Source organism: Pseudoalteromonas sp. B160, assembly GCF_037162485.1.
Taxonomy (GTDB): Bacteria; Pseudomonadota; Gammaproteobacteria; order Enterobacterales; family Alteromonadaceae; genus Pseudoalteromonas; species Pseudoalteromonas rhizosphaerae.
This window is the reverse complement of sequence record NZ_JARLUX010000002.1, coordinates 106565-127730: the sequence shown is the minus strand read 5'-3', so window position 1 is coordinate 127730 and position 21166 is coordinate 106565. Positions and strand designations below refer to the sequence as shown.

Below are 21166 nucleotides of genomic sequence, written 5' to 3'. Positions count from 1 at the left end.
AGCATATGCAACCAGATATTAAAAACGTTCCACAACACCTAGGTCAGTTCCTTTACGAGCAAATAAAAGAGCCGTGGCTTGAAGCCCAACTCATTTTAAATTGCGAAGATAAAGGTTTACTTGAATGCCAAGCTCACTTTAAAAAAGCCGATGACTCTAGCGAACAGCCGATTACCGTGACAGACGAGATAGTCGATTTATTCAACACCCTTTTTGAGAATGCCACTAAACACCAACCAGAAAACTGGACGCGCGCCATTTTTACTATTACACGGCAAGGTCAGTTCAACCTGAACTTTGAGCGTGATAATAATGATGATGACGTTATCACTGCACAGCAAACTTATTAAACAATATTGATTTACCCGCTCTTTAACAACATGGATGTTGTTAGGCTAGGCGCTAGAATCTTTTAAGATTAGCGCCCTAGCCTTTCATTAGCTTTTACTCCATAAACGCTTTAATACTCTGCTGTAAAAGGCGTGGGAAAAGTCGTGATTAAAAACAGCGGTGAGTCCATGGAAGCCGCTATTGCAGTATTCCGGCTCTTTACCCAACGAAAGTAGGCAAAGGCGACCCTGTTCAGTATTTACGTAAAATAAACTGGCAAAATTTAGGCAAACAAGCCGCCAGTGAAGTCAAAGCAGTTATTAAAAGCTTTAGAGATACTCTTAATGACATTTCAACCAGCTGGAAATACGACCTCCTACTGCCAGACTCGGCCATTGACGGCATGCAAGCCATGGTCAAACGACTTGATGAAGTCACCCCAAAAATAGACCAAGGCGTAAAAAACGCCGCAAACGAAATTGGCAATCGCGTAAACAAAGCCCTCGATGAATTTGAGCCACCGGCAAGCACGGGTATAGTAGGCAAACCGAAGAAAACCGTTGCCAATGAGCTTGAGCCGCCGAAAGGGAATGATTTGAAGGGGGCTGAAAGTAAAAAACTCTCTAATTCAACCGACAAAAAATACAGCTCAAATTTAGTTAATAATCGCAAGATATATAAAACCGATCTTGACTTTGCGTCAGGAATACCTACACATGTTGATTCAAGTATTAAAGATAAAATTGAAGATGATAATAGCTTTAGGAATAACCCTTCGCTCCAATATTAGTATGAAAAATTTAAAAAAGAGTACTGGAAACTTAGAGCAAAAGATTTTGAGTAGGTAAATCTGTATGAATAAATATAGTGAGTTAATCAAACAACTTGATTTGAGTGAACACGAAACCTTTTGGCAAGGTTCGGCTGACTTGAAAGAAATAGCACTACTTGAACAGCTAATTTCGATAAAACTCCCGCCTTCATTAGTTGGTTTTTTAAAAGAATGTGGTGGAGGTGGAACAATCGATGCGGAGGTATCTGGTATTGAAGATAATAATGCTACTTTGAAGCGTGGAGGAACGATATTAGGTGACACACTAGATTGCAGGGAAACATTTGAATTACCCCCCATTTAATTGTAATTTTTTATAAAGAAAATGAAATTTGTTGGTGCTTAGATTCTAATACCCAAGAAAAAGAATACCCACTGGTTAATTATAATTTATTTAAAAGACAAGTTGACGGAGTAATAGCTGATTCCTTCCTCTCATTCTTTTGTGATTATGTTGAACTTAGAACCTCGTAGAATCTATTAAAGCTAATTGAACACGCTAAGGACAGCACATGCAACCAGAAATAAAAAACATCCCCCAACAACTTGGTCAGTACCTTTATCAGCAAATCAATGAGCCGTGGCTTGAAGCACAACTCATTTTAAATTGCGAAGATAAAGGTTTACTTGAATGCCAAGCTCACTTTAAAAAAGCCGATGACTCTAGTGAACAGCCAATTACCGTGACAGACGAGATAGACGATTTATTCAACACCCTTTTTGAGAATGCCACTAAACACCAACCAGAAAACTGGACGCGCGCCATTTTTACTATTACACGGCAAGGCCAGTTCAACCTGAACTTTGAGCGTGATAATAATGATGATGACGTTATTACCGCACAACAAACACATTAATTCATAACCTAGATTCAAATAAATAATTACCTGCTCTTTAACAACATGGATGTTGTCAGGCTAGGCGCTAGAATCTTTTAAGATTAGCGCTCTTGTCTTGCACATAATGATCACTTTTTCTGGTTTTCTTCCTCATTTACTGCTCATTCTTAGATACGCTCACAAAAGACCCTCGCTATGGTAAAGTCGGCGAAAAAGCCTTTACTAAGCAGGTTGAAGGTATTCAAGATATGTTAGATTCACTAGAAGACGCAAAACTAGATGGAACGCTAGAGTATATTGGCATACAACAAAAAGCCAATGACAATGGACTAATTGACGTTATTGATGTGTCTATTTTTGATATCGGATTTTAAGGAGATTTTTTAGATGATTAAAAGCCATTACAGCTTTGCAAAAGTAAGTTATGAACACATGTGTGAGCGATATAAAAAACACGAAGAAAAAAACATTCCTCGCATCCAAAAAAACCCAAGTTTAGGGCTGCAAACTCAATTTAAACGAAATTTAATTGAATCATTCCCAATGGAAGCCATTGAAAACCCCAATGGGTATCATGCTTGGCTGTACTTGCTACGCGCATCGCAATTAGGCCTCGGTATTTTTCAAAGTAACGCCAATGATGGTCAAGCCTTTCCATTTTTTTATGACGATGAATACCTAGAGGTGGTTGGCAAGAAAAACCCTGAAAACGCAGAGCACCCTGTTTGGCTACTTGCTTTATATGCCGCGATTATCGTACGCAACCAAGAGGCCATAGATTTTTTAACCACCATCGACAATGAGGTGTTTGTAAACTCTAATTACGGCAATCAACTCAAACCGTTTGATTATGCCTTAGCTGATTTACTCAAAGGACTGTTCGCCCCAAGCGCCGACTTAGCGCACCTGCTAGAGCAAGCGTATATCACCTCTAACCCGGATGATTACCCTATTGATGAAGCGTATTTGTATGCCAGTCGTCTCAAGTGGCCGTTGGTCTCTGTTATCGAAGCGATTTTCACCGAAAATGGTGAGCAAGCCTACAACAGCACCATGGAAAAAGCTTTATTACTGCACCAAGAATATTACAGTGATGAAGAGCGCATGTGGAATGACCGTGGCGCCATTTCAATACCACTAACCGCAATGGCTGTTATCGCTAAAGAAGTCAAAGGCTATCAGCTCAGCGTTGAAAATGAGTATATTCCTGATTGGTTAATTAATGTAAACCCACCAAAACCAGAATAAACTGAACGTATTAATAATTACTCGCTCTTTAACAACATGGATGTTGGTAGGCTAGGCGCTAATACAGCCGCTGATTAGTGCCCTGCCTTTCATTTTTGCACAAGTAAATTCGAGTCTACGCATTCGTAGCAGCGGGTTTACCCCGCGACATAATTCCCCCGCAGCCCACAACGAATTATTATTTGATGATAAAGCCAATGACAGCAACGAATCGATGGAAGGCGCTATTGCAGTATTCCGGCTCTTTACCCAACGAAAGTAGGCAAAGGTGACCCTGTTCAGTATTTACGTAAAATAAACTGGCAAGACTTAGGCAAACAAGCCGCCAGTGAAGTCAAAGCAATTATTAAAAGCTTTAGAGATACCTTGCAAGATATTTCAACCAGCTGGAAATACGACCTCCTACTGCCAGACTCGGCCATTGACGGCATGCAAGCCATGGTCAAACAACTTGATGAAGTCACCCCGCAAATAGACCAAGGGGTAAGAAACGCAGCGCAAGAAATTGGCAATCGCGTAAATAAAGCCCTCGATGAATTTGAGCCACCGGCAAGTACAGGTGTAGTAGGGAAACCGAAGAAAACAGTAGCCAATGAATTAGATGCGCCGAAAGGGAATGATTTAAAGGGGGCTAAAACGGTTAACAGAAACACCGCTATTGACCCTAATAGTTTGGATAAAATAAATGATCTTGCCAGAAAACCTAAATTAACTCCAGATGGGAAAGTTATCCCTATTGGTGGACAACCCTCTGATGCAATTACAATTAGAAATAAGAATAACCTGGATGAAAATGGGTACTTACATCGAAAAGGCAAGAAATTACAGTATGATTCGAATGGTTTCCCCATATTTGACAGTAAATTTGATACCCACATACCTGATCGTCATATAACTTCGGGTAAAGCTACTGAACATTTTAAAGCAGCAAATAAAAATCTTGCTATGCAATTAGAAAGAAACCCAAGTTTAGCCAAGACGCTAGGATTAAGTAATGAACAAGTAGTACATATTATGAAAAAACCACCATCGAAAGATCCAGCAAAGGGTTTAACATGGCATCATCATCAAGATACTGGCAGAATGCAGCTTATTGATAGAACAACACATGACACTTTTAGGCATACTGGTGGTATGTCTATTTGGGGAGGAGGGTATTAATTATGTTAAAATGTGAACCGTATTTGTGGGAAGAAAATAAGCCAACTTACAATCCCGATTACTTAAAGGAACTTGAATGCGAACTTCAGATTAAATTCCCGTCAGAGTTTTTAAACTTCATAGAATTACACTTTGGAGATAAGCCATTTTATTCATCTTTTAAAGTAGGGAAAGGGCAAAGCTCAATCGCACACTTCCTTCATTGCCAAGAGTTAATAGATGATAATTTTGACATTTATAGCATCTCCGAACAAAAAGAAGAAATAGATGAATTTTTATCGAATAAAATAGTGCCTATCGCTATAACTTTTGATTCAAATTTAATCGCTTTTGATTTTCGTCATAAACTGACTGAGCCCGAAGTTATATTTATTATCTCTTCACAACTCGAAGATGGTGATAAAGCAATAAGAAATATTAGCGTAAATTTCCATGAGTTTTTAGCTATCCTAGAAGAAAATGACGACGAATTATGACCTAACAAAGCTAAAGCTAGCTAATGATGCTTTCTTGGATTCAATAATTAAAACAACTCCATCAAAGTAATTTTTTATTGCTATAGGGGGTTAATTATAATGAATAATGTTGATAATATTTACGAGAATATTGCAGAATATCTAGTACAGCAAATCACTGCTGATTGGAAAGAGTGCAAGGTTGAGGTTGAGTTTTTTGGTGATGCTGCTGAGTTTGATGCAACATATACAAATTTTGAGGATAAAAGCTTTGATTTAGAATCAGGGTATTACTTATTTAAAGAGTTCCAAAGTCTCTCTACGATAATGTCAGATAACCCAGAAATTAAATGGAATAAGGCTACCTTTACACTTGAGCCATCAGGCGACTTCAATATTGATTTTGAATGGGATCAAGAGCTGGCTGATGAAATTGAAAGTTATGATCACTAATAGATTCAATTTATCTATGGCTAAGGACAGCACATGCAACCAGACATAAAAAACATCTCGCATCACCTAGGTCAGTACCTTTATCAGCAAATAAATGAGCCGTGGCTTGAAGCACAACTTATTTTAAATTGTGAAGATGAAAACGTACTTGAATGCAAAGCCCATTATCAAACTGCTGCTGATACAAGCGAACAGCCGATTACCGTGACAGACGAGATAGTCGATTTATTCAACACCCTATTTGTGAATGCCACTAAACACCAACCAGAAAACTGGACGCGCGCCATTTTCACGATTAATCGCCAAGGCCAATTTAATCTCAATTTTGAGCGTGAGAATACCGTTCATGACATCATCGTTACTTCGTAAATGCACTAGAAAGCCAATTTAAAATTTAAGGATGAATGAAATGAAAAAGCTCAATGTGGGTTCTACATTACTAAACAAAATATTTAAGTCAAAAAAATCTACCCTTGTATCTAAAATCCTCGAGTTGGGTAAAACGATAGAAGACCCTGAACGTATGTTTAGCTTCTCTGGAATGCGAGAGGATTTAAGTGAATTATTAGCTAGTTCGCAAACAAATGAAGAAAAGCTATACGCAAATTACTACTTATCAATGATTTACTCTAAGAGTTATGATTATGAATCTGAAATTATTAGTCACTCAACGATAGCTTTGGAATTAAATGCAACTTTAAAAAAGTTAAATCAAGAGCAAGTATTTTCTTTAAATCACCGTTTATACGAAGCATATAGTGAATTCAATGAACATCAAAATGCACTTGAATACTTACAAGCAGCAATCGCTAATGCTAACCACCGTACTCAAAACGAAGTGTCTAATTTAATTGCGTTAAAAGCGGCTTGCTTCCATGAGGTTGGGCGATATAAAGAAGCGTTGCAGCTTAATAAAGAAATTTTGAGTAATCCTGATTTAGAAGAAATAAAACATCTCATTTTAAATAATTTAGCAAACAATAGTTACGAACTTGGTTTGATGGAAGATGCTGAGCATTACCTAAAAGAAATGTCAAAAACAGACTGTGGTTACCCTGAAGATACTTTTATAAATAAGTTTAACAGCATATTCCAGCTAGCCGTGCTTAAATTTGAATTAGGCGAAATTGAAAAATCAACCAATCTATTTCAGCAACGACTGAAGCTTGCCATTGGTTATGGTGACTGTGACTATATTGAAGAAGCCGAAATAGACATTCAGCAATTATATGAAAAACAGCTATCTCAGCAAAATTAAACTTGATTTGAAAAGGCTTTAGTAGCGCTAGCTTAGCATGCAAAAATGTTATGGGTTAAAGCCCTTTTATTAGATCTCTTTGACCTTTTAAGTTTCTATGTAGGGGCAGACCAAAGTTACTATGAGTGATATAAAAAAGTTAATTAATTACCTGATAGAGAAAAACTCAGAAGAGCAAACTCATTTTGGCGAAGGCTTTCTCCTAACACCAATTAGTTTAGATGAGTTAAAAGCTTTTAATGCGCATTTCACAAAAGCTTTCAACTTTCAACCCCCAAATGAACTTTTAGATATATTAAAGATATCAAATGGCTTTTCTGTAAATGGATTAAATGTCTATAGTGCTAAAGAACAAAATGAACCATATTACTTAGCTGGAATTATTGAAGCCAATCAAGAATTTCATACGGAAGAATCTTTACGTAATTTCGTCGCTTTTTGTGATGAAAGCAGCTCCAGGGTGGTTTATAACTTAAAGGTGAATCAATTTCAGATTGTAGACTCTTTCACGTGGGAAGAGCTAGAAAGTTTCCCGACTTTAACTTTGGCGATAAGCTCTTTACTTAAAACAGCAAATATTTTTGAATAAATCAAACAACGCTAAGGACAGCACATGCAACCAAATATTAAAAACATCCCACAACAACTTGGGCAATACTTGTACCAGCAAATAAATGAGCCTTGGCTTGAAGCCCTGCTCATTTTAAATTGCGAAGATGAAAACGTACTTGAATGCAAAGCCCATTATCAAACTGCTGCTGATACAAGCGAACAGCCGATTACCGTGACAGACGAGATTGTCAATTTATTCAAACAAGTATTTGATAAAGCCACAAAGCACCAACCAGAAAAATGGACGCGCGCTATTTTTACCATTAATCGCCAAGGCCAATTTAATCTGAACTTTAAGCGTGATAATAATGATGATGATGTTATCACTGCATAAAATACACACTAATTTAAACGCGTAAATTACGCTAATACAAAAAACACTAAGGACACAAAACATGGATGTTAAGAAAAACACCCGCAGCAAGCTAAGCCTAACCGCCTTACTTTTTTCAAATAGATTTATCAAAAGCCCTATTATTCGTATCGCGATCATCTTCGCCATTATTATCGCGTGTTTACTAATGATCAAAGTGGCCATAATGGCCTTTTACATCACTGTATTTATGCTAGTCGCTTTTTTAATATTGGGTACGTGGCAACGATTTACCAAGCTTAAAAAGAGCAAAACCCTAAACTAATATTTATTATAGTCATAATGAAACTGTTTCTTTTATTGCTATAAACATAATAAAATAAGGAAAACTGGTATTTTTTGCAACTATGATTTGAACCTCATCCTTATACATACTAAAATGCCATTTGATTTATAGTTAAAGTAAATATAAAAGTCATGGAAGACTCTAGTAAATACATAATCCTTCCTATTGTTATTCCATGATTTTTCGTTGCTAAAAGTGATATAAACAAAGATGTTTATAATGAACAATTTAATGGAGTAATTATGAAAAAATTAAGTGCGCTGGTTGCTATAGTGATGCTATCAGGTTGTTCAAGTAACCCTAAAGTTGAACAACAGACGGCTTCTGCTGAGCAATCTGTTGTCACCACAGAAGAAGTAAACAGTGCAATATCACTGACCGTTATTACTTCTCCTGATGATGCCCGTATTCGCATAATGAATATAAAGCCGAAATACCAAGCAGGTATTGAACTCGATGAAGGTAAATACGACATCGAAATTACTAAAGACGGTTACTTAACCTATAGAAAGTGGGTTACTGTTGATAAGAAAACGATCCTGACTATCGAGTTAGATCAAATTGAAGCAAGCCAATCTGCATTATGACACCACTGATGGCAAGTTTATTCTTGCCATCACCAATTTGTATTGCCTGTGTTAAAAATTAAGTATAGTTTCCATAAAAAGTAATTGTCGTATTAAAAAAATCCCCGTATCCTGTTGCGCTTATTAAATGGACCGTAAAAATAAGGATATGAATTTTGGAGTCATCACAAAACCACTCTGACCAAGCAAATACACCTCCTCGAATACCTAACGTACTGAAAAAAGTTGATAATAAAGAGCTAAAAAGTACTAGCTTTTGGTTGAACCAAGTGTTTTTAGTACTTTCAACTATTTTTGGTGTTTACTTAGCTGCGCAAAGCGGTTTAGAGCAAGCACTAAAATTTGATTCATATAGTAAAATGGAGGATAACTATTATTTGCGTACTTCATTATATGATGAAGTAAATGATAATTTAGAGAATATAAAACGCTATTCGTTACTTTTAGCCAAAAGCCCACACACAAGTGAACTTGAATATAATAAACCCACGCTTGAAAAGTATATTTGGCAAACTATGCAGTACTCACCAACAACTCTTGAAACTCCGAGTATATTTCTAACACAAATTCGTCGTTTTTATAGTCGTGCTGAGTTTGTCATTGATGCGGCGTTAAAGCGTAAAATGTCTGCGCGCCAAGCGTCAATTGAACTAAATCAAATTGCCGATATTATTGAGCAACAAACATTACCTCAACTAAAAGCTAGTGCATTAAATTTACAACAAGAATTACAACAAAACGATATTATTATCGGCTCATTGAAGGAGGCTGATAATGCCAACTAAACGCTGCCCTCACTGCAAAGATCACCCTTTGGATGTTACTCATTATCAAGGTGAAGAGATAGATATCTGTCGCGAATGCGGTGGCTTATGGTTTGAAAAAAACGAAGTTAACCGGATGATTGCCGAAATCAACGAAGGTCCTATTGGTGAAAAATACGAGACTCATTTTGGTGAGTCATTAGGTATTTCTAAGCTAGACTGTCCCGATTGCAGTAAGAACCTTGAGCGCTTTCATTTACTCGAAGATTTTCATACCGAAATTGATGTTTGCCGTCATTGTGATGGCAGTTGGATTGAAAAAGGTCAATTAGAAAGCGTTGAAAACAGCCCCGAGCTCAAAGCAAGCCTAGACAAGCTAAACCAAAAAGTTAGTTGGAAAACTTATCTGTTTCAATTTTTAACGCAAATGCCCGTTGAATATAACCTAAAACCAAAACAAACGCCGTGGGTTACTCGCGGTTTAATTGCACTCAATGCCATTGTTTTTGCCTTGTATTTTTTCAATTCAGACGCATTCAGTGCCACCCTCAAATTATTTGCAATGAATCCAAGTAAGATCTCTCAAGGCGAACATTTATGGAGCGTGATTACCTGTGTTTTTTTACACGGCTCAGTAATGCACCTTATTGGTAATATGTACTTTTTATACATTATTGGTGATAACCTCGAAGACGTATTAGGTCATAAAAAGTTTTTAATATGGTATATGGTATGCGGTTTGGCAGCGTCTTTTGCTAGCTTTATCGTTGATCCCAGCTCGATTATTCCAAGTGTCGGGGCTAGCGGCGCAATTGCAGGGCTATTTGGTATGTACTTAATGTGGTTTAGGCACGCCAGCCTAACTTTTATGTTTATCATTTATCAAAAGAAATTATCTGCAGTGTGGTTTTTTGTAATTTGGTTAGGGATCAATATTTATGGCATGATTGCAGCACCTGATGGTATCGATTATGGCGCTCATATAGGTGGCTTTATCGCAGGGTTATTGATCGGCTTTGCTCTTAAAGCAAAAATCACTGCACAAAATCCTATAATTGAATTATTAAATCAACCTGAAGCACAGTTAAAACGCTAATTTAACGCTTAAACCTTCCCTATCTGTGCTGATGGGAAGGTTTTCATTAATTACGTATCACTCACTACTTTATGAATAATGGCTTGGCATTGAGCTACGTTCATAAATTTTGGTACTGGATAGTCCCAGTTAGCCTCTACAATTGCAGCATCAGCAAGCTTAGGTATATCAGCTACTTTTAGCTCTTTTAAATGACGAGGGATAGCTAGATCAATAAGTAACTGCTCTAAGGTGTTTAATAGTATTGCTGCTTTTTCTGCTGGTTTTTGGTGTGATTGTGTTAATTGGCAATGATCAGCAATAGCCGCCAGCTTTTTATCTATACTGGAACCATAAAATTTCAGCACATGCATCAATACCACACTATTTGCTAAACCGTGAGCTGTGCCGTATTGCGCGCCAAATTGATGCGCTATAGCATGCACATAACCTACAGATGTTCGGGTAAACGCTTGTCCTGCATAAAATGAAGCGAGTAACATATTTTCCCGCGCAACTAAGTCATTACCATTTTTATACGCTGTTAATAAATTTTGTAAAATAAGTTCGATTGCCCGCAATGACTTGTCATCACTAAAAGCAAGGCCATTAGTGCCTATGTATGCCTCAAGTGCATGCGTGAGTGCATCGATACCTGTAGCTGCGGTAATAAAATCAGGCACCGTTTGTGTTAGCTCAGCAATTAAAACTGCATCACTTGGTACAAGAGCAAAGTCAGTGGCGGCATATTTTGTTTGCATTTGCGGATCGTTTACCACCGCAGCAACGGTCGTTTCTGAGCCAGTACCTGCGGTTGTTGGAATAGCACATAATGGGGGAAGTTTTTTCAGTACTTTAAACAAGCCTTTTAACTGCTTAACTGATTTATTAGGTCTTACTGCACGTGCGCCAATTAATTTGGCACAGTCAATTACTGAGCCGCCACCAACGGCGATAATACTATGACATGTGTATTGCTGATAAAGTGCTAAACCGCTTTCAACATTGCTAATCGTTGGATTAGCATCAACGTCACTAAACAGCTGCCAAGAGATTGCCTGCTCATCCAGCAAAGCTAAAATGGGAGCAACAACGCCTAAATTTTTTAACGTATTGTCAGTTACAACTAACACAGGTTTATTAGGATTAAGTAATGCAAGCCATTGCTTAAACCCGCTATAACCTTGATACAAACGCGGATCAGGAATACCAATAAAAATAACAATACATTTTAAAATAAAATGATAGCAGCGATATAAAAAATACATAAAATCAGACTTTTGTTATTTTTAGGTTACCTGATAGTGCATCAATTTAAAGCAATTGCCAATAATAGGCAGCCCCTAATACAGAAGTATTTATAATGATAGTGAGCCAAAGTACCGCAATAAATGCACGTTTTTGTGATTTATGTCTTAACCATTGCTGAGCGATCAGTGCTCCCGGCCAACCACAAATTAATGCTAAAATATGTAAACTACGTTCCGGCACTCTAATAGGCTGATCTATTGACTCTATCGCCAAACGCTTATCCCATTTATAAACTAAAAACGTAATACTGCTCATAGTACAGTAAACACTGGCGACCAAATATGGCCAATAATCAAGCAGCCCACCAATCACTAATACAACTAGAAAACTAACAGAAAAAAGCAATAATGTTTTTTTAATCAACGGACTCTCGCCTATACTACAATTTGAAAAACTAATAATGATAGGCACGATTATGTCATACCTAAAAACACTTTTACTATCTTTTTGCTTTATCTACGCTGGTGCTATTAGTGCACAAACGATTGACTTAGCACCAGAGCTTGAAGTATTTAAACCTTACCTCGGCACATGGCAAGCTGATTTCAATGTTGCCGATAATAAGCCAAAGATTCAGGATGTAAGTCGCTGGGAGCGAGCCCTCAATGGGAAAGCAATTCGTACCCTTCACTCAATTAATGAAGGTGAATATGGCGGCGAATCAATGATATTTTGGGATAGTAAAAAGCAGTCATTAGTTTTTTATTATTTCACTACAGCAGGCTTTTATACTCAAGGGACATTGAAAGTATTGAGCCCTACGCAGTTTGTAGCATACGAAACCGTAACAGGTTCAAAAGAAGGCATTACAAAAGTAAAATCAACCAGTGATTTTAAAGATGAGCAGTTTGTTGTCTCTACCTCTTATTTAAAAAAGGGTGAATGGACAAAACCTGAAAAACGTATTTACACTCGCAGTAACAAACAGGTTATTTTTAAATAGAAACGGCATAAAAATAGTCGAGTAAATCGATTTGCTGGACTGATGATTTACGTATAAAAGCCATACCTAATTTGAAAGAGGTAGCGCGTTGAAATATTTTGCCGCTCTTTGGTTTGTATTATTTTGACAGCTGAATTAGGGTGGACCTAGTTTAGAGTTGATAATGTAACTCAAACTAACCACGCCGAAGTGGCGTGGCTAGTTTGTGAGCGACAGGTTAAGTTATACCGGTTTTATACAGAACCAAGTTAATCACATTGGAGGTATTATGTTTTCAATTTATTCAATTCATCGTCTTGTTGTGCAACAAGCTGATTGAGCATTTGACTACCATCGCCAGCTTGAGTTGATAAATCAGCAAGTTGTGATGCAGCATCGGAGATCAACGTTAAATTACGATTAATTTCTTCAGTTACAGAACTTTGCTCCTCTGCAGCCGTCGCTATTTGGGTGATCTGATTAGTTATCTCTTCCACTTTAATTACCACACTGTGTAAAGCATCAAAAGCAACGGTAGTTTCATCAACTGCAGTTTGTGCTCGCACAACTCCTTTTTCAATCACTGTTGAGGCATTACCCACTTCAAGCTGTAAGTTGTCAATTAAGCCACTAATGTCATCTGTTGACGCACGAGTTTTAGATGCCAGAGCACGCACTTCATCGGCTACGACAGCAAAGCCTCGCCCCTGTTCACCAGCGCGAGCTGCCTCAATCGCAGCATTAAGTGCGAGTAAATTAGTTTGCTCTGAAATAGTGCGGATCACATCTAAAATTTGTGTAATATCGTTACTACGCGCCGCCACCTTGGCTACGGCTTGATTGGCTTGCTTTATTTCTTCAGACATAGTTTTCACTTGTGATACCGCAGACGATAAACTCGCTTCGCTACTGACCACTAATGAATTGATTTCATCCGCTTGCTGCGCTGATTGCTCTGAAGCACGGGCAACTTCAAGTGCAGTGGCACTCATTTCATTCATTGCCGTTACGACACTTTCAATTTCTTGAAACTGAGCTTGCACATTTTGCTTAGTATCAACGGCTACATGTGCGGCAATTTGTGCCTGCTCCTTAGTTTGCCCTGATACATCTTTTAATTGCGCAATTAAATCACGTAACTTTTCCAAAAACGCATTAAACCCAACAGCGAGCGCAATTAACTCTGCATGAGTGTCAACCGTTAACGTTTGTGTTAAATCCCCTTCACTACTGGCTAAATTATCAACCCGTAACTGAATTTGTTGCAGCGGCGCCACGATGCTTTTGACAACTAAAGTCATAATAATAAATGCAGCGCCAGCAATCACTAACCCAGATATTAAAATTAACCCACCAAGAGTGTTGGCATTATCTTGCATACTTGCACTGAGCTGCTGTGGTCCTTGTAGTGCAAGCTCTGCAGGTACTTCTACTAGCAAAGTCCACTGACGACCAGCAAGTTTAATATCTATTGGGTAATTGACTAAATATTCATTTTCGCTCTTTTGTACTCCAGAGCTTTCTTTCAAACTAGTATAATTTTTTAACACCGAGGCAGAGACTGCTTCTTTTAGCGGACGACCAAGTTTGTCTTTGTTATGACTGCTACCCACAATTAAATCCATCGAACTTAATAAGGTAACTCGCGCCTGACCATTATATAATTCTTTTGATAACTGCTCGGTCATAGTTTGAAAAACTGGCAGTGTAATATCAACGCCACTGAGGCCAATAAACTTACCGTCGCGCAGTATTGGCACAGTCAAAGATGTCATCATTTCCGAATTGCCGGGGAGATTTCGTACAAGTAGGGTTCCATAATGCACGGTTTTTTAGTGTCTTTAGCACATAAGTACCACTCAGCCTCACGTTGACCAAATTCGTTTAAAGTCGTAACGTATTTTTCTGCTGCATCTTCAACAACTTGCTGTTCAATCACACCTTCACGGCTGCGAGTGAAGTAAATCTCTAAGGTGCCTTGGCCTGCGACTGAATGATCAAAACCACTTTTATATTGTTGATCGTTACCATCAAAACCATTAGCTTCAAATTGCGAGTAGATTGAAGAAAGTATCGAATTACCTTCTATAATAGAGCGATTAAGCTGTACCACCGAATCACGTGTTAAAGCATCTTTAGCCGATTCATTACCAAGTATCGCAGCGAGTGAAAAAGGCACTCGATATGCTTCGTTGATAAACCCTGCGATTTTTTCACCGTACACTGCAGCATTACTGGTGAGCTTTTCTTCTACCTCTGTAACTATCAATTTTTCAGCTTGTGCTGATAACACTTTATTGCTGCTTGATAATTGCCACCAAAGCACACTCGATAGCACTACAACGGTGATAAAAATACTACCTAAAGTAAGCCATAGTAACTTTTTCGCCAACGCTAATTGCCGCATTCCACTTATCCTCGAATTAAAACTACGTTTACATTCTAGTTCAATTATTCATAAGTTAATCAATTTTGTTGAAAAAAACCGTATTAATGGATATTCCTAGACCACTCAACCTAACCAGTGGTTAATAAACTTTCCCGATAACAAAGCCAATTTAGACATCGAGTTGATCATTACTGAACTATTTGTGTTAATGCTTGGCAATGACATACATGGTTTAACATACTGAAATAGTATTAATATACAATGATATAAGTGAGGATATTGATTGTCGGGTAGCGCAAACTAAGGATTACAAATTTTAGTACAGATTATCACAATTGCGCTTCTTGGTTATAAATGGCGCTCTAAAAAGCTCATGGTTATAAATAAAAGCCACAAAAAAGGCGCATTTAAAATAAAAATGCGCCTTTAAAAATATAAATTATTAAATTTACAATAAGTTAGATAACCGACAATTCAATTGCGATATTACCACGAGTAGCATTTGAATATGGGCAAACTTCGTGTGCTTTAGCCACTAACGCTTCTGCGGTGTCTTTATCTACATCACCGACAAAAACAGCTAATTTTACAGCGATACCGAAACCACCTTCGATTGGACCAATCGATACTTCTGAATCAATGCGGGTATCAGCAGGTAACTTAACTTTTGCTTGGCCTGCAACTAATTTTAATGCGCCAATAAAACACGCTGCATAACCCGCTGCAAACAACTGCTCAGGGTTAGTGCCTTGACCATCATCGCCACCTAACCCTTTTGGAGTTGAAAGTGCCACATCTAAACGGCCATCGTCTGATTTTGCAGTGCCCTCGCGGCCACCCGTTGCAGTTGCTTTAGCTGTGTAAGCGACTTGTAGTAATTCTTTCATAATGTTTTCCTTATTTAAGGTTGGGACTGAATTTATTTTGCATGCAAAATAATAAAGTAGTTTATTGAGCATTGCAAATATTTTGCATGCAAATTAAAATGCAGTGTCATCATTCGAGAGCTACTATGAAATATCCACAATTGAAATTAGATAATCAAATTTGTCATCGTCTGTATATGGCCTCCAATTCAGTGGTACGTGCCTATCGAGATGCACTAAACGAACTTGAACTGACCTATCCACAGTATGTGGTGATGATGGCGCTCTGGGAAGAAGATGAGATCAGTATTGCACAGCTGCTGGAAAAAACCGCAATAGATGGCGGCGCTATGACACAAATTTTGAAAAAAATGACCGATAAAAGCTTATTAGCCGTGGTTAAAGATGAAACAGATAAACGTAAGCGAGTCGTAAAGTTACACAAACAAGGCATACAGCTGCAACAACAAGCAGCGAATATCCCTGAGCAAATTCGTTGCCGTTTTCCATCTATTACGCAGCAAGAAGCCACACAACTAATTACTTTACTTGATAAACTCAATACTGACTTAAGTTAATTATCAAAAATTTTGAGAGAGATTCGTGTATATACCCCCACTCTTTTTCTATTATAAAACTGCGTTATAGTGGGTGCAGCAAAACAATTTAACGGAGCAACTCATGAAAGCCATTGGATACCAAACAGCAACCAAAACACTTAGCAATCATTCTTTCGAAGCCATCGAGTTACCTATTCCAACAGCATCCGGTCACGATTTATTGGTCGAAGTAAAAGCAATTTCAGTTAATCCTGTCGATGCGAAGATCCGCGCAAATGTTAGCCCTGAACAAGGTCATAAAGTCATTGGTTGGGACGCTGTTGGGATCGTAAAAGCTGTTGGTGATAAAGTAAGTTTATTTAATCTGGGCGACCAGGTTTATTACGCCGGTGATTTAACTCGCTCAGGCAGTAATGCTGAATTTCAACTAGTTGATGAACGTATTGTTGGCCGTGCGCCTACTACCTTGAACGATGCCCAAGCTGCTGCGTTACCGCTAACCAGTATTACAGCCTGGGAATTACTGTTTGATCGTTTGCAAATATCACGTTCCAACAATGCAAAACCAGCTTCATTATTAGTTATTGGTGCCGCAGGCGGTGTTGGCTCAATTTTAGTGCAGTTGGCCAAACAGCTAACCAACTTAACGGTGATAGGTACAGCATCACGCGTAGATAGCGTTAGCTGGTTAAATGCGCTAGGTGTTGATCAAGTGCTTGATCACTCACAAAGCTTAAATGCACAACGAATAGAGCATAATCTTGCTGAATTTGATTATGTAATTAGCCTCACTCATACCGATCAACATCTTGATGAAATTATTAAAGTGATCAAACCACAAGGTAAATTAGCTTTAATAGACGACCCAGCAAGTTTTGATATTTTAGCGCTCAAGCGTAAGAGTATCTCACTGCATTGGGAGTTTATGTATACTCGTTCAATGTTCCAAACTGACGATATGATAGCGCAACATCAGTTACTTACTGAATTAGCAGAGCTAGTTGATAACGGCATCATTAAAACTACCTTAGGCCAACATTTAGGGAAAATTAATATAGAAAACCTGCTCAAAGCGCACGCAATATTAGAATCTCATCAATCACGCAGTAAGCTGGTACTTGAAGGGTTTTAAACTTACTTAATATTATTGCGCGCTCATCTGAACGCACAATAATTCCCCTTCTGCTCCAGCAAAGTGCAAAGCCATCATTATTTTTCACTACATTAGTGCTTATACTCAATCATACAACAACGAAAAAACCTTAAGCTATTGATTTGTTTTAACTAAAAATAATTATTCAGACTGGCACAGATCTTCCTTACAAAAGAGTAACTCACTAATCTGAGTTTTATCTTCATTTACCTCGTCTACAGGGAGCGAGCTATGACTAATATTTATCATATGTTGTATTTACTATGGCGCTTAGATATAAGCATTTGGCATATTCACCATGCCAATGATCCTCACACCACCGCAGAAAAGGAGCGTGAATATGTTAAGTAACTACCCGCACTTAGATGAAGCGCTTAAAAAGTTGTCGGTGCATCAATTAACAATTAGCCAAGCCTCCGAGCACTATGATTTACCCAAACGAGTGATCTATAAAGCACTGCGTCAACAACAAGCAAAAATAGCACAGCAAAAAAGCTACCTACTCGCAGCACAAAAACGTTTGCAACAAAACTTGCAGAGCGTAGAACTAGAATTAGCTAATTTTAATTAACCTACTACTGATTATTTTCTGTATAGTTTAAATACACTAAAATTAGTAAAATTGCAGGATAACTATGACAGCTGTAGAAGTTAATTTTGATGGCCTTGTAGGCCCGACTCATAACTACGCGGGATTATCATACGGTAACGTAGCATCATTAAATAATGCGGCAAGTTACTCCAATCCAAAAGAGGCGGTACTGCAAGGCTTAGCGAAAATGAAAGCTATGCATGACTTGGGACTAACTCAAGGGGTATTTGCCCCACATGCCCGCCCTGATATAAATGTATTGCGTCGTTTAGGATTTACAGGCACTGCTGAACAAGTGATCAGTAAAGCGTTTAAAGCTGATCCTGTTTTAGTTCGCGCATGTTATTCAGCATCATCAATGTGGACTGCCAATGCCGGCACTGTATCACCATCAGCCGACACACTTGATGGCAAAGTTCACTTTACTGCTGCTAATTTGAATAACAAATTTCATCGCTCCCTTGAGCCTCAAACAACAACACGATTACTTAAAGCCATGTTTAATAACGAAGGCTACTTTAGTCATCATACCCATTTGCCAGATCAAGGTTTTTTTGGTGATGAGGGCGCGGCTAACCATACTCGCTTAGGCGACGAGCATGGTGTTCAAGGTTTGGAGCTGTTTGTATATGGTGCCAGCGCATTTAACAGCGCACTGCCTAAGCCAGTTAAATTTCCTGCAAGGCAGACACTTGAAGCATCACAAGCAATATGCCGACTACATCAGCTAAAACCATCTAGCCAATTAATGATTCAACAAAACCCTGAGGTGATTGATCAAGGGGTGTTCCATAATGACGTAATCGCGGTGGGTAACGCCAATGTATTACTCTGTCACGAGCAAGCTTTCTTAAATCAGCCTATCGCCCTACAACAAATAAAAGATGCATATATTGGCGACAAAACACTGCATATTATTGAGGTGCCAACAGCCAAAGTAAGGCGTGCAAGATGCTGTAACTAGCTATTTATTTAATAGCCAACTAGTTAGTTTAAACAATGGCAAAATGTTACTAGTTGCTCCACAAGAATGTAAAAACAATCAGGCAGTTAACAGTTATATTGAAGAAATGATCCTTGCAGACAATCCAATTGATCAAGTGCAATTTTTTGATTTAAAACAAAGCATGCAAAATGGTGGTGGCCCTGCTTGCTTACGTTTACGTGTAGCGCTAAATCAACAAGAACTCGCGGCAGTCAACCCTGCGGTTATTTTAAACGATAGTAAGTACCAACAACTATGTGATTGGGCGAATAAGCACTATCGTGACAAACTTAGCAATGATGATTTTGCAGATCCAAACTTGTTACGTGAAAGCTGGCAAGCGCTGGATGAATTAACTCAACATCTGCACCTAGGCTCTGTGTATCCATTTCAATTAGAAGGATAAACCATGCAAGATACAAGCGTTGTAGATACGCAAATACATAAAATCAGTTCACTAGCGGGATATCAGCAATCGCTAAATCATTTACTGGTTGATAGCGTTAACAATGGTGCATCGATTGGTTTTATCGCGCCATTGACGCGCGCACAAGCAGATCACTACTGGTACAGTATTGAATGCGATTTATTAAATGATAGCCGCGAATTATTTGTTATCACCGAAGGATCTGAGGTAATTGGTGCAGTGCAATTAGCGCTGTGTCAAAAAGCTAATGGCGCTCACCGCGGTGAGGTTGAAAAGCTAATGGTACATAGCCAATACCAAGGCCAAGGATTTGCAAAACAACTTATGCATATCCTTGAAAAAGTGCGCTACAGCAACAATTAAAACTACTGGTACTGGATACCCGCTTAGGCGATATTGCCTCACTTTTATATGAAAAATTAGGCTATATAGAAGCCGGTGAAATACCACAGTTTGCCCTTAGTTCATCGGGCGAATTACAAAGTACTGTGCTGTTTTATAAATTACTTAAGTGAGTTAAATTCGTCAATCGCTTACAACCTTATAATGTTATCAGCAGTCACTTCGCTTTTGTAACCTACCATAAAGGCATTTACTATAACGTTTAAATCGCTGCTAATACGTTGACAGAACAGATAAAATGGGATCAAGTAGACGAACTTATCAGCATGTTTTCAATGAGCACAAAAAGAAAACGCCAGTCAATATTAATTAACTGGCGTTAAGCTGACAGATTGCTATTTAATATATTAAATCACTATCTGTTATTTACACATCCTTGTTAACGGTTATTGCCGATGCCATCGACTCCGATATATGTAACGTACGCTGCGGAAATGGAATTGTCAGCCCTGCTTGCTCAATAGACTCTTTTACACGTTTATTAAGATCCCAGACTGTTTGCCAATAATCACCGTTAACTGTCCACGCACGTAATTGAATATTCACTGAGCTTTCAGCTATCGATGTCACCATCACCTTAGGTGCTGGATCCGCTAATAATCGGCTTTCTGATGCGGCTATTTCTTTAAGTACATTTAAGCCATCATCTATTGAGTCAGCAAACGAAATACCTACCACAATATCCATGCGTCTTTTACCATTGCGAGTGAAATTTTTAATATTACCACCCCACACTTTGCCATTTGGCGAAGCGATATATAGGCCATCATTGGTTTTAAAAATAGTTGTAAAGAGGTTAATTTCACTCACAGTACCCGTTGTGCCACTGGCATCAACAAAGTCACCAACTTTAAATGGCCTAAGTATTAATAACATAATACCTGCGGCAATATTACTGAGGGTATTCTTTAGCGCAAGGCCAATCGCAAGGCCAGCCGCCCCCATAAGTGCTATTAAACTGGCTGTATTAACACCAAAAATATCTAAAATAAACAACCCTGCAATGATATACACCAAGTAGCCCAGCACACTCGATAAAATTGGTAGTAAGGTTTTATCCATTTTCTTAAGAGGCGACTTAGAGTTTTGGATCGCTCTTTTAACAGAGCGCGCAATTAGAGCACCAGCTATAACAATAGCCAACGCTAGAATCAGTTTATAACCTAGAGTCATTATGGTTTCTGAATGATTTTGCCAAAACACTAATAACTTATCTTTCACTGTTTATTTCCACTAAGTAATTGCTGCAATTGAGCAAGGTTTAACATAGCTTACACAAGGTTAAA

Annotated in this window: 26 protein-coding genes and 2 pseudogenes; 23 read left to right on the top strand and 5 right to left on the bottom strand. The window is 38.3% G+C overall.

Going from position 1 to position 21166, the window contains the following annotated elements; translation table 11 throughout:
* Window positions 1-5 precede the first annotated feature (5 nt).
* From P4S61_RS19280 to P4S61_RS19200, 17 genes are all read left to right on the top strand, one after another.
* Window positions 6-350 (top strand): immunity protein YezG family protein, encoded by a 345-nt coding sequence (locus P4S61_RS19280; protein WP_337118999.1) that lies wholly within the window; start codon window positions 6-8, stop codon window positions 348-350.
* A gap of 392 nt (window positions 351-742) precedes the next feature.
* On the top strand, window positions 743-1120 hold the full coding sequence (locus tag P4S61_RS19275) for a hypothetical protein (RefSeq protein ID WP_337118998.1): 378 nt from the start codon (window positions 743-745) through the stop codon (window positions 1118-1120).
* Window positions 1121-1184: 64 nt separating this feature from the next.
* Entirely contained in the window at window positions 1185-1466 is a 282-nt protein-coding gene (locus P4S61_RS19270) for an SMI1/KNR4 family protein (protein ID WP_337118997.1), read from the top strand.
* A gap of 208 nt (window positions 1467-1674) precedes the next feature.
* Window positions 1675-2019, top strand: a complete 345-nt coding sequence (locus tag P4S61_RS19265) for an immunity protein YezG family protein (protein WP_337118996.1) — start codon at window positions 1675-1677, stop codon at window positions 2017-2019.
* Between the two features lie 230 nt (window positions 2020-2249).
* Complete coding sequence (locus P4S61_RS19260; RefSeq protein ID WP_337118995.1) at window positions 2250-2375, top strand: hypothetical protein; 126 nt, start codon at window positions 2250-2252, stop codon at window positions 2373-2375.
* 13 nt (window positions 2376-2388) lie between these two features.
* Window positions 2389-3249 carry an immunity 49 family protein gene (locus tag P4S61_RS19255; RefSeq protein WP_337118994.1) on the top strand — a complete coding sequence of 287 codons (861 nt, stop codon included), beginning with the start codon at window positions 2389-2391 and terminating at the stop codon, window positions 3247-3249.
* A 366-nt stretch (window positions 3250-3615) separates the two neighbouring features.
* The gene (locus tag P4S61_RS19250; protein WP_145242508.1) at window positions 3616-4410 is read left to right on the top strand and encodes an HNH endonuclease; all 795 of its coding nucleotides are present in this window, start codon (window positions 3616-3618) and stop codon (window positions 4408-4410) included.
* A 2-nt stretch (window positions 4411-4412) separates the two neighbouring features.
* The gene (locus P4S61_RS19245) at window positions 4413-4886 is read left to right on the top strand and encodes an SMI1/KNR4 family protein (protein WP_145242511.1); all 474 of its coding nucleotides are present in this window, start codon (window positions 4413-4415) and stop codon (window positions 4884-4886) included.
* 99 nt (window positions 4887-4985) lie between these two features.
* Window positions 4986-5318: an immunity protein YezG family protein gene (locus P4S61_RS19240; protein WP_182730839.1), complete on the top strand. Its 333-nt coding sequence runs from the start codon at window positions 4986-4988 to the stop codon at window positions 5316-5318.
* Between the two features lie 33 nt (window positions 5319-5351).
* Window positions 5352-5687, top strand: coding sequence for a DUF600 domain-containing protein (locus P4S61_RS19235; protein ID WP_145242514.1), 336 nt, complete (start codon window positions 5352-5354; stop codon window positions 5685-5687).
* A 40-nt stretch (window positions 5688-5727) separates the two neighbouring features.
* Window positions 5728-6576 (top strand): hypothetical protein, encoded by an 849-nt coding sequence (locus P4S61_RS19230; protein WP_337118993.1) that lies wholly within the window; start codon window positions 5728-5730, stop codon window positions 6574-6576.
* A 121-nt stretch (window positions 6577-6697) separates the two neighbouring features.
* Window positions 6698-7165: a YrhA family protein gene (locus P4S61_RS19225; RefSeq protein WP_145242518.1), complete on the top strand. Its 468-nt coding sequence runs from the start codon at window positions 6698-6700 to the stop codon at window positions 7163-7165.
* A gap of 24 nt (window positions 7166-7189) precedes the next feature.
* The gene (locus tag P4S61_RS19220) at window positions 7190-7522 is read left to right on the top strand and encodes an immunity protein YezG family protein (RefSeq protein ID WP_337118992.1); all 333 of its coding nucleotides are present in this window, start codon (window positions 7190-7192) and stop codon (window positions 7520-7522) included.
* 61 nt (window positions 7523-7583) lie between these two features.
* A complete protein-coding gene (locus P4S61_RS19215) occupies window positions 7584-7826 on the top strand; it encodes a hypothetical protein (protein ID WP_145242522.1) in 243 nt (80 codons plus the stop codon).
* A gap of 263 nt (window positions 7827-8089) precedes the next feature.
* Complete coding sequence (locus P4S61_RS19210) at window positions 8090-8434, top strand: PEGA domain-containing protein (RefSeq protein WP_145242524.1); 345 nt, start codon at window positions 8090-8092, stop codon at window positions 8432-8434.
* Between the two features lie 155 nt (window positions 8435-8589).
* Window positions 8590-9219 (top strand): hypothetical protein, encoded by a 630-nt coding sequence (locus P4S61_RS19205; RefSeq protein ID WP_259397348.1) that lies wholly within the window; start codon window positions 8590-8592, stop codon window positions 9217-9219.
* Window positions 9209-10294, top strand: a complete 1086-nt coding sequence (locus P4S61_RS19200; protein WP_337118991.1) for a rhomboid family intramembrane serine protease — start codon at window positions 9209-9211, stop codon at window positions 10292-10294. Before P4S61_RS19205 ends, P4S61_RS19200 begins: the two co-directional genes overlap by 11 nt.
* Before the next feature lie 50 nt (window positions 10295-10344).
* Here P4S61_RS19200 and P4S61_RS19195 read toward each other — a convergent pair whose 3' ends face one another.
* Together P4S61_RS19195 and P4S61_RS19190 are read right to left on the bottom strand one after the other, a co-directional pair.
* Window positions 10345-11541, bottom strand: coding sequence for an iron-containing alcohol dehydrogenase (locus P4S61_RS19195; RefSeq protein WP_145242012.1), 1197 nt, complete (start codon window positions 11539-11541; stop codon window positions 10345-10347).
* A 46-nt stretch (window positions 11542-11587) separates the two neighbouring features.
* Window positions 11588-11947, bottom strand: a complete 360-nt coding sequence (locus tag P4S61_RS19190) for a DUF1294 domain-containing protein (protein WP_182830860.1) — start codon at window positions 11945-11947, stop codon at window positions 11588-11590.
* Window positions 11948-11999: 52 nt separating this feature from the next.
* On the opposite strand from P4S61_RS19190, the gene P4S61_RS19185 reads away from it, so the two are divergent.
* Window positions 12000-12527, top strand: coding sequence for a hypothetical protein (locus P4S61_RS19185; RefSeq protein ID WP_145242016.1), 528 nt, complete (start codon window positions 12000-12002; stop codon window positions 12525-12527).
* A gap of 266 nt (window positions 12528-12793) precedes the next feature.
* Here the strand turns inward: P4S61_RS19185 and P4S61_RS19180 are convergent.
* Window positions 12794-14913: pseudogene (locus tag P4S61_RS19180) on the bottom strand (methyl-accepting chemotaxis protein).
* A gap of 440 nt (window positions 14914-15353) precedes the next feature.
* Window positions 15354-15782, bottom strand: a complete 429-nt coding sequence (locus tag P4S61_RS19175; RefSeq protein WP_145242020.1) for an organic hydroperoxide resistance protein — start codon at window positions 15780-15782, stop codon at window positions 15354-15356.
* Window positions 15783-15907: 125 nt separating this feature from the next.
* Here P4S61_RS19175 and P4S61_RS19170 point away from each other — a divergent pair, with 125 nt between their 5' ends.
* The 5 genes and pseudogenes from P4S61_RS19170 to P4S61_RS19150 all read left to right on the top strand — a co-directional run bounded on the left by P4S61_RS19170 (window position 15908) and on the right by P4S61_RS19150 (window position 19841).
* Window positions 15908-16339, top strand: coding sequence for a MarR family winged helix-turn-helix transcriptional regulator (locus P4S61_RS19170; protein ID WP_145242022.1), 432 nt, complete (start codon window positions 15908-15910; stop codon window positions 16337-16339).
* A gap of 103 nt (window positions 16340-16442) precedes the next feature.
* Window positions 16443-17453: a zinc-binding alcohol dehydrogenase family protein gene (locus tag P4S61_RS19165; protein WP_337118990.1), complete on the top strand. Its 1011-nt coding sequence runs from the start codon at window positions 16443-16445 to the stop codon at window positions 17451-17453.
* 361 nt (window positions 17454-17814) lie between these two features.
* Window positions 17815-18045, top strand: a complete 231-nt coding sequence (locus P4S61_RS19160; protein WP_182719062.1) for a helix-turn-helix domain-containing protein — start codon at window positions 17815-17817, stop codon at window positions 18043-18045.
* Window positions 18046-18109: 64 nt separating this feature from the next.
* Window positions 18110-19457: pseudogene (gene astB, locus P4S61_RS19155) on the top strand (N-succinylarginine dihydrolase).
* Between the two features lie 3 nt (window positions 19458-19460).
* On the top strand, window positions 19461-19841 hold the full coding sequence (locus P4S61_RS19150) for a GNAT family N-acetyltransferase (RefSeq protein ID WP_337118989.1): 381 nt from the start codon (window positions 19461-19463) through the stop codon (window positions 19839-19841).
* A gap of 405 nt (window positions 19842-20246) precedes the next feature.
* On the opposite strand, the gene P4S61_RS19145 is transcribed toward P4S61_RS19150, so the two are convergent.
* Window positions 20247-21101 (bottom strand): mechanosensitive ion channel family protein, encoded by an 855-nt coding sequence (locus tag P4S61_RS19145; RefSeq protein WP_145242032.1) that lies wholly within the window; start codon window positions 21099-21101, stop codon window positions 20247-20249.
* Between the last annotated feature and the right edge of the window lie 65 nt (window positions 21102-21166).

Excerpts from the sequence above, each read along its gene's own strand:
- P4S61_RS19275 (WP_337118998.1), top strand. The coding sequence starts at position 743 with ATGGTCAAACGACTTGATGAAGTCACCCCAAAAATAGACCAAGGCGTA.
- P4S61_RS19245 (WP_145242511.1), top strand. The coding sequence starts at position 4,413 with ATGTTAAAATGTGAACCGTATTTGTGGGAAGAAAATAAGCCAACTTAC.
- P4S61_RS19185 (WP_145242016.1), top strand. The coding sequence starts at position 12,000 with ATGTCATACCTAAAAACACTTTTACTATCTTTTTGCTTTATCTACGCT.
- P4S61_RS19235 (WP_145242514.1), top strand. The coding sequence starts at position 5,352 with ATGCAACCAGACATAAAAAACATCTCGCATCACCTAGGTCAGTACCTT.
- P4S61_RS19215 (WP_145242522.1), top strand. The coding sequence starts at position 7,584 with ATGGATGTTAAGAAAAACACCCGCAGCAAGCTAAGCCTAACCGCCTTA.
- P4S61_RS19240 (WP_182730839.1), top strand. The coding sequence starts at position 4,986 with ATGAATAATGTTGATAATATTTACGAGAATATTGCAGAATATCTAGTA.
- P4S61_RS19170 (WP_145242022.1), top strand. The coding sequence starts at position 15,908 with ATGAAATATCCACAATTGAAATTAGATAATCAAATTTGTCATCGTCTG.
- P4S61_RS19225 (WP_145242518.1), top strand. The coding sequence starts at position 6,698 with ATGAGTGATATAAAAAAGTTAATTAATTACCTGATAGAGAAAAACTCA.
- P4S61_RS19200 (WP_337118991.1), top strand. The coding sequence starts at position 9,209 with ATGCCAACTAAACGCTGCCCTCACTGCAAAGATCACCCTTTGGATGTT.
- P4S61_RS19195 (WP_145242012.1), bottom strand. The coding sequence starts at position 11,541 with ATGTATTTTTTATATCGCTGCTATCATTTTATTTTAAAATGTATTGTT.
- P4S61_RS19265 (WP_337118996.1), top strand. The coding sequence starts at position 1,675 with ATGCAACCAGAAATAAAAAACATCCCCCAACAACTTGGTCAGTACCTT.
- P4S61_RS19150 (WP_337118989.1), top strand. The coding sequence starts at position 19,461 with ATGCAAGATACAAGCGTTGTAGATACGCAAATACATAAAATCAGTTCA.
- P4S61_RS19165 (WP_337118990.1), top strand. The coding sequence starts at position 16,443 with ATGAAAGCCATTGGATACCAAACAGCAACCAAAACACTTAGCAATCAT.
- P4S61_RS19260 (WP_337118995.1), top strand. The coding sequence starts at position 2,250 with ATGTTAGATTCACTAGAAGACGCAAAACTAGATGGAACGCTAGAGTAT.
- P4S61_RS19255 (WP_337118994.1), top strand. The coding sequence starts at position 2,389 with ATGATTAAAAGCCATTACAGCTTTGCAAAAGTAAGTTATGAACACATG.
- P4S61_RS19270 (WP_337118997.1), top strand. The coding sequence starts at position 1,185 with ATGAATAAATATAGTGAGTTAATCAAACAACTTGATTTGAGTGAACAC.
- P4S61_RS19210 (WP_145242524.1), top strand. The coding sequence starts at position 8,090 with ATGAAAAAATTAAGTGCGCTGGTTGCTATAGTGATGCTATCAGGTTGT.
- P4S61_RS19230 (WP_337118993.1), top strand. The coding sequence starts at position 5,728 with ATGAAAAAGCTCAATGTGGGTTCTACATTACTAAACAAAATATTTAAG.
- P4S61_RS19160 (WP_182719062.1), top strand. The coding sequence starts at position 17,815 with ATGTTAAGTAACTACCCGCACTTAGATGAAGCGCTTAAAAAGTTGTCG.
- P4S61_RS19280 (WP_337118999.1), top strand. The coding sequence starts at position 6 with ATGCAACCAGATATTAAAAACGTTCCACAACACCTAGGTCAGTTCCTT.
- P4S61_RS19220 (WP_337118992.1), top strand. The coding sequence starts at position 7,190 with ATGCAACCAAATATTAAAAACATCCCACAACAACTTGGGCAATACTTG.
- P4S61_RS19175 (WP_145242020.1), bottom strand. The coding sequence starts at position 15,782 with ATGAAAGAATTACTACAAGTCGCTTACACAGCTAAAGCAACTGCAACG.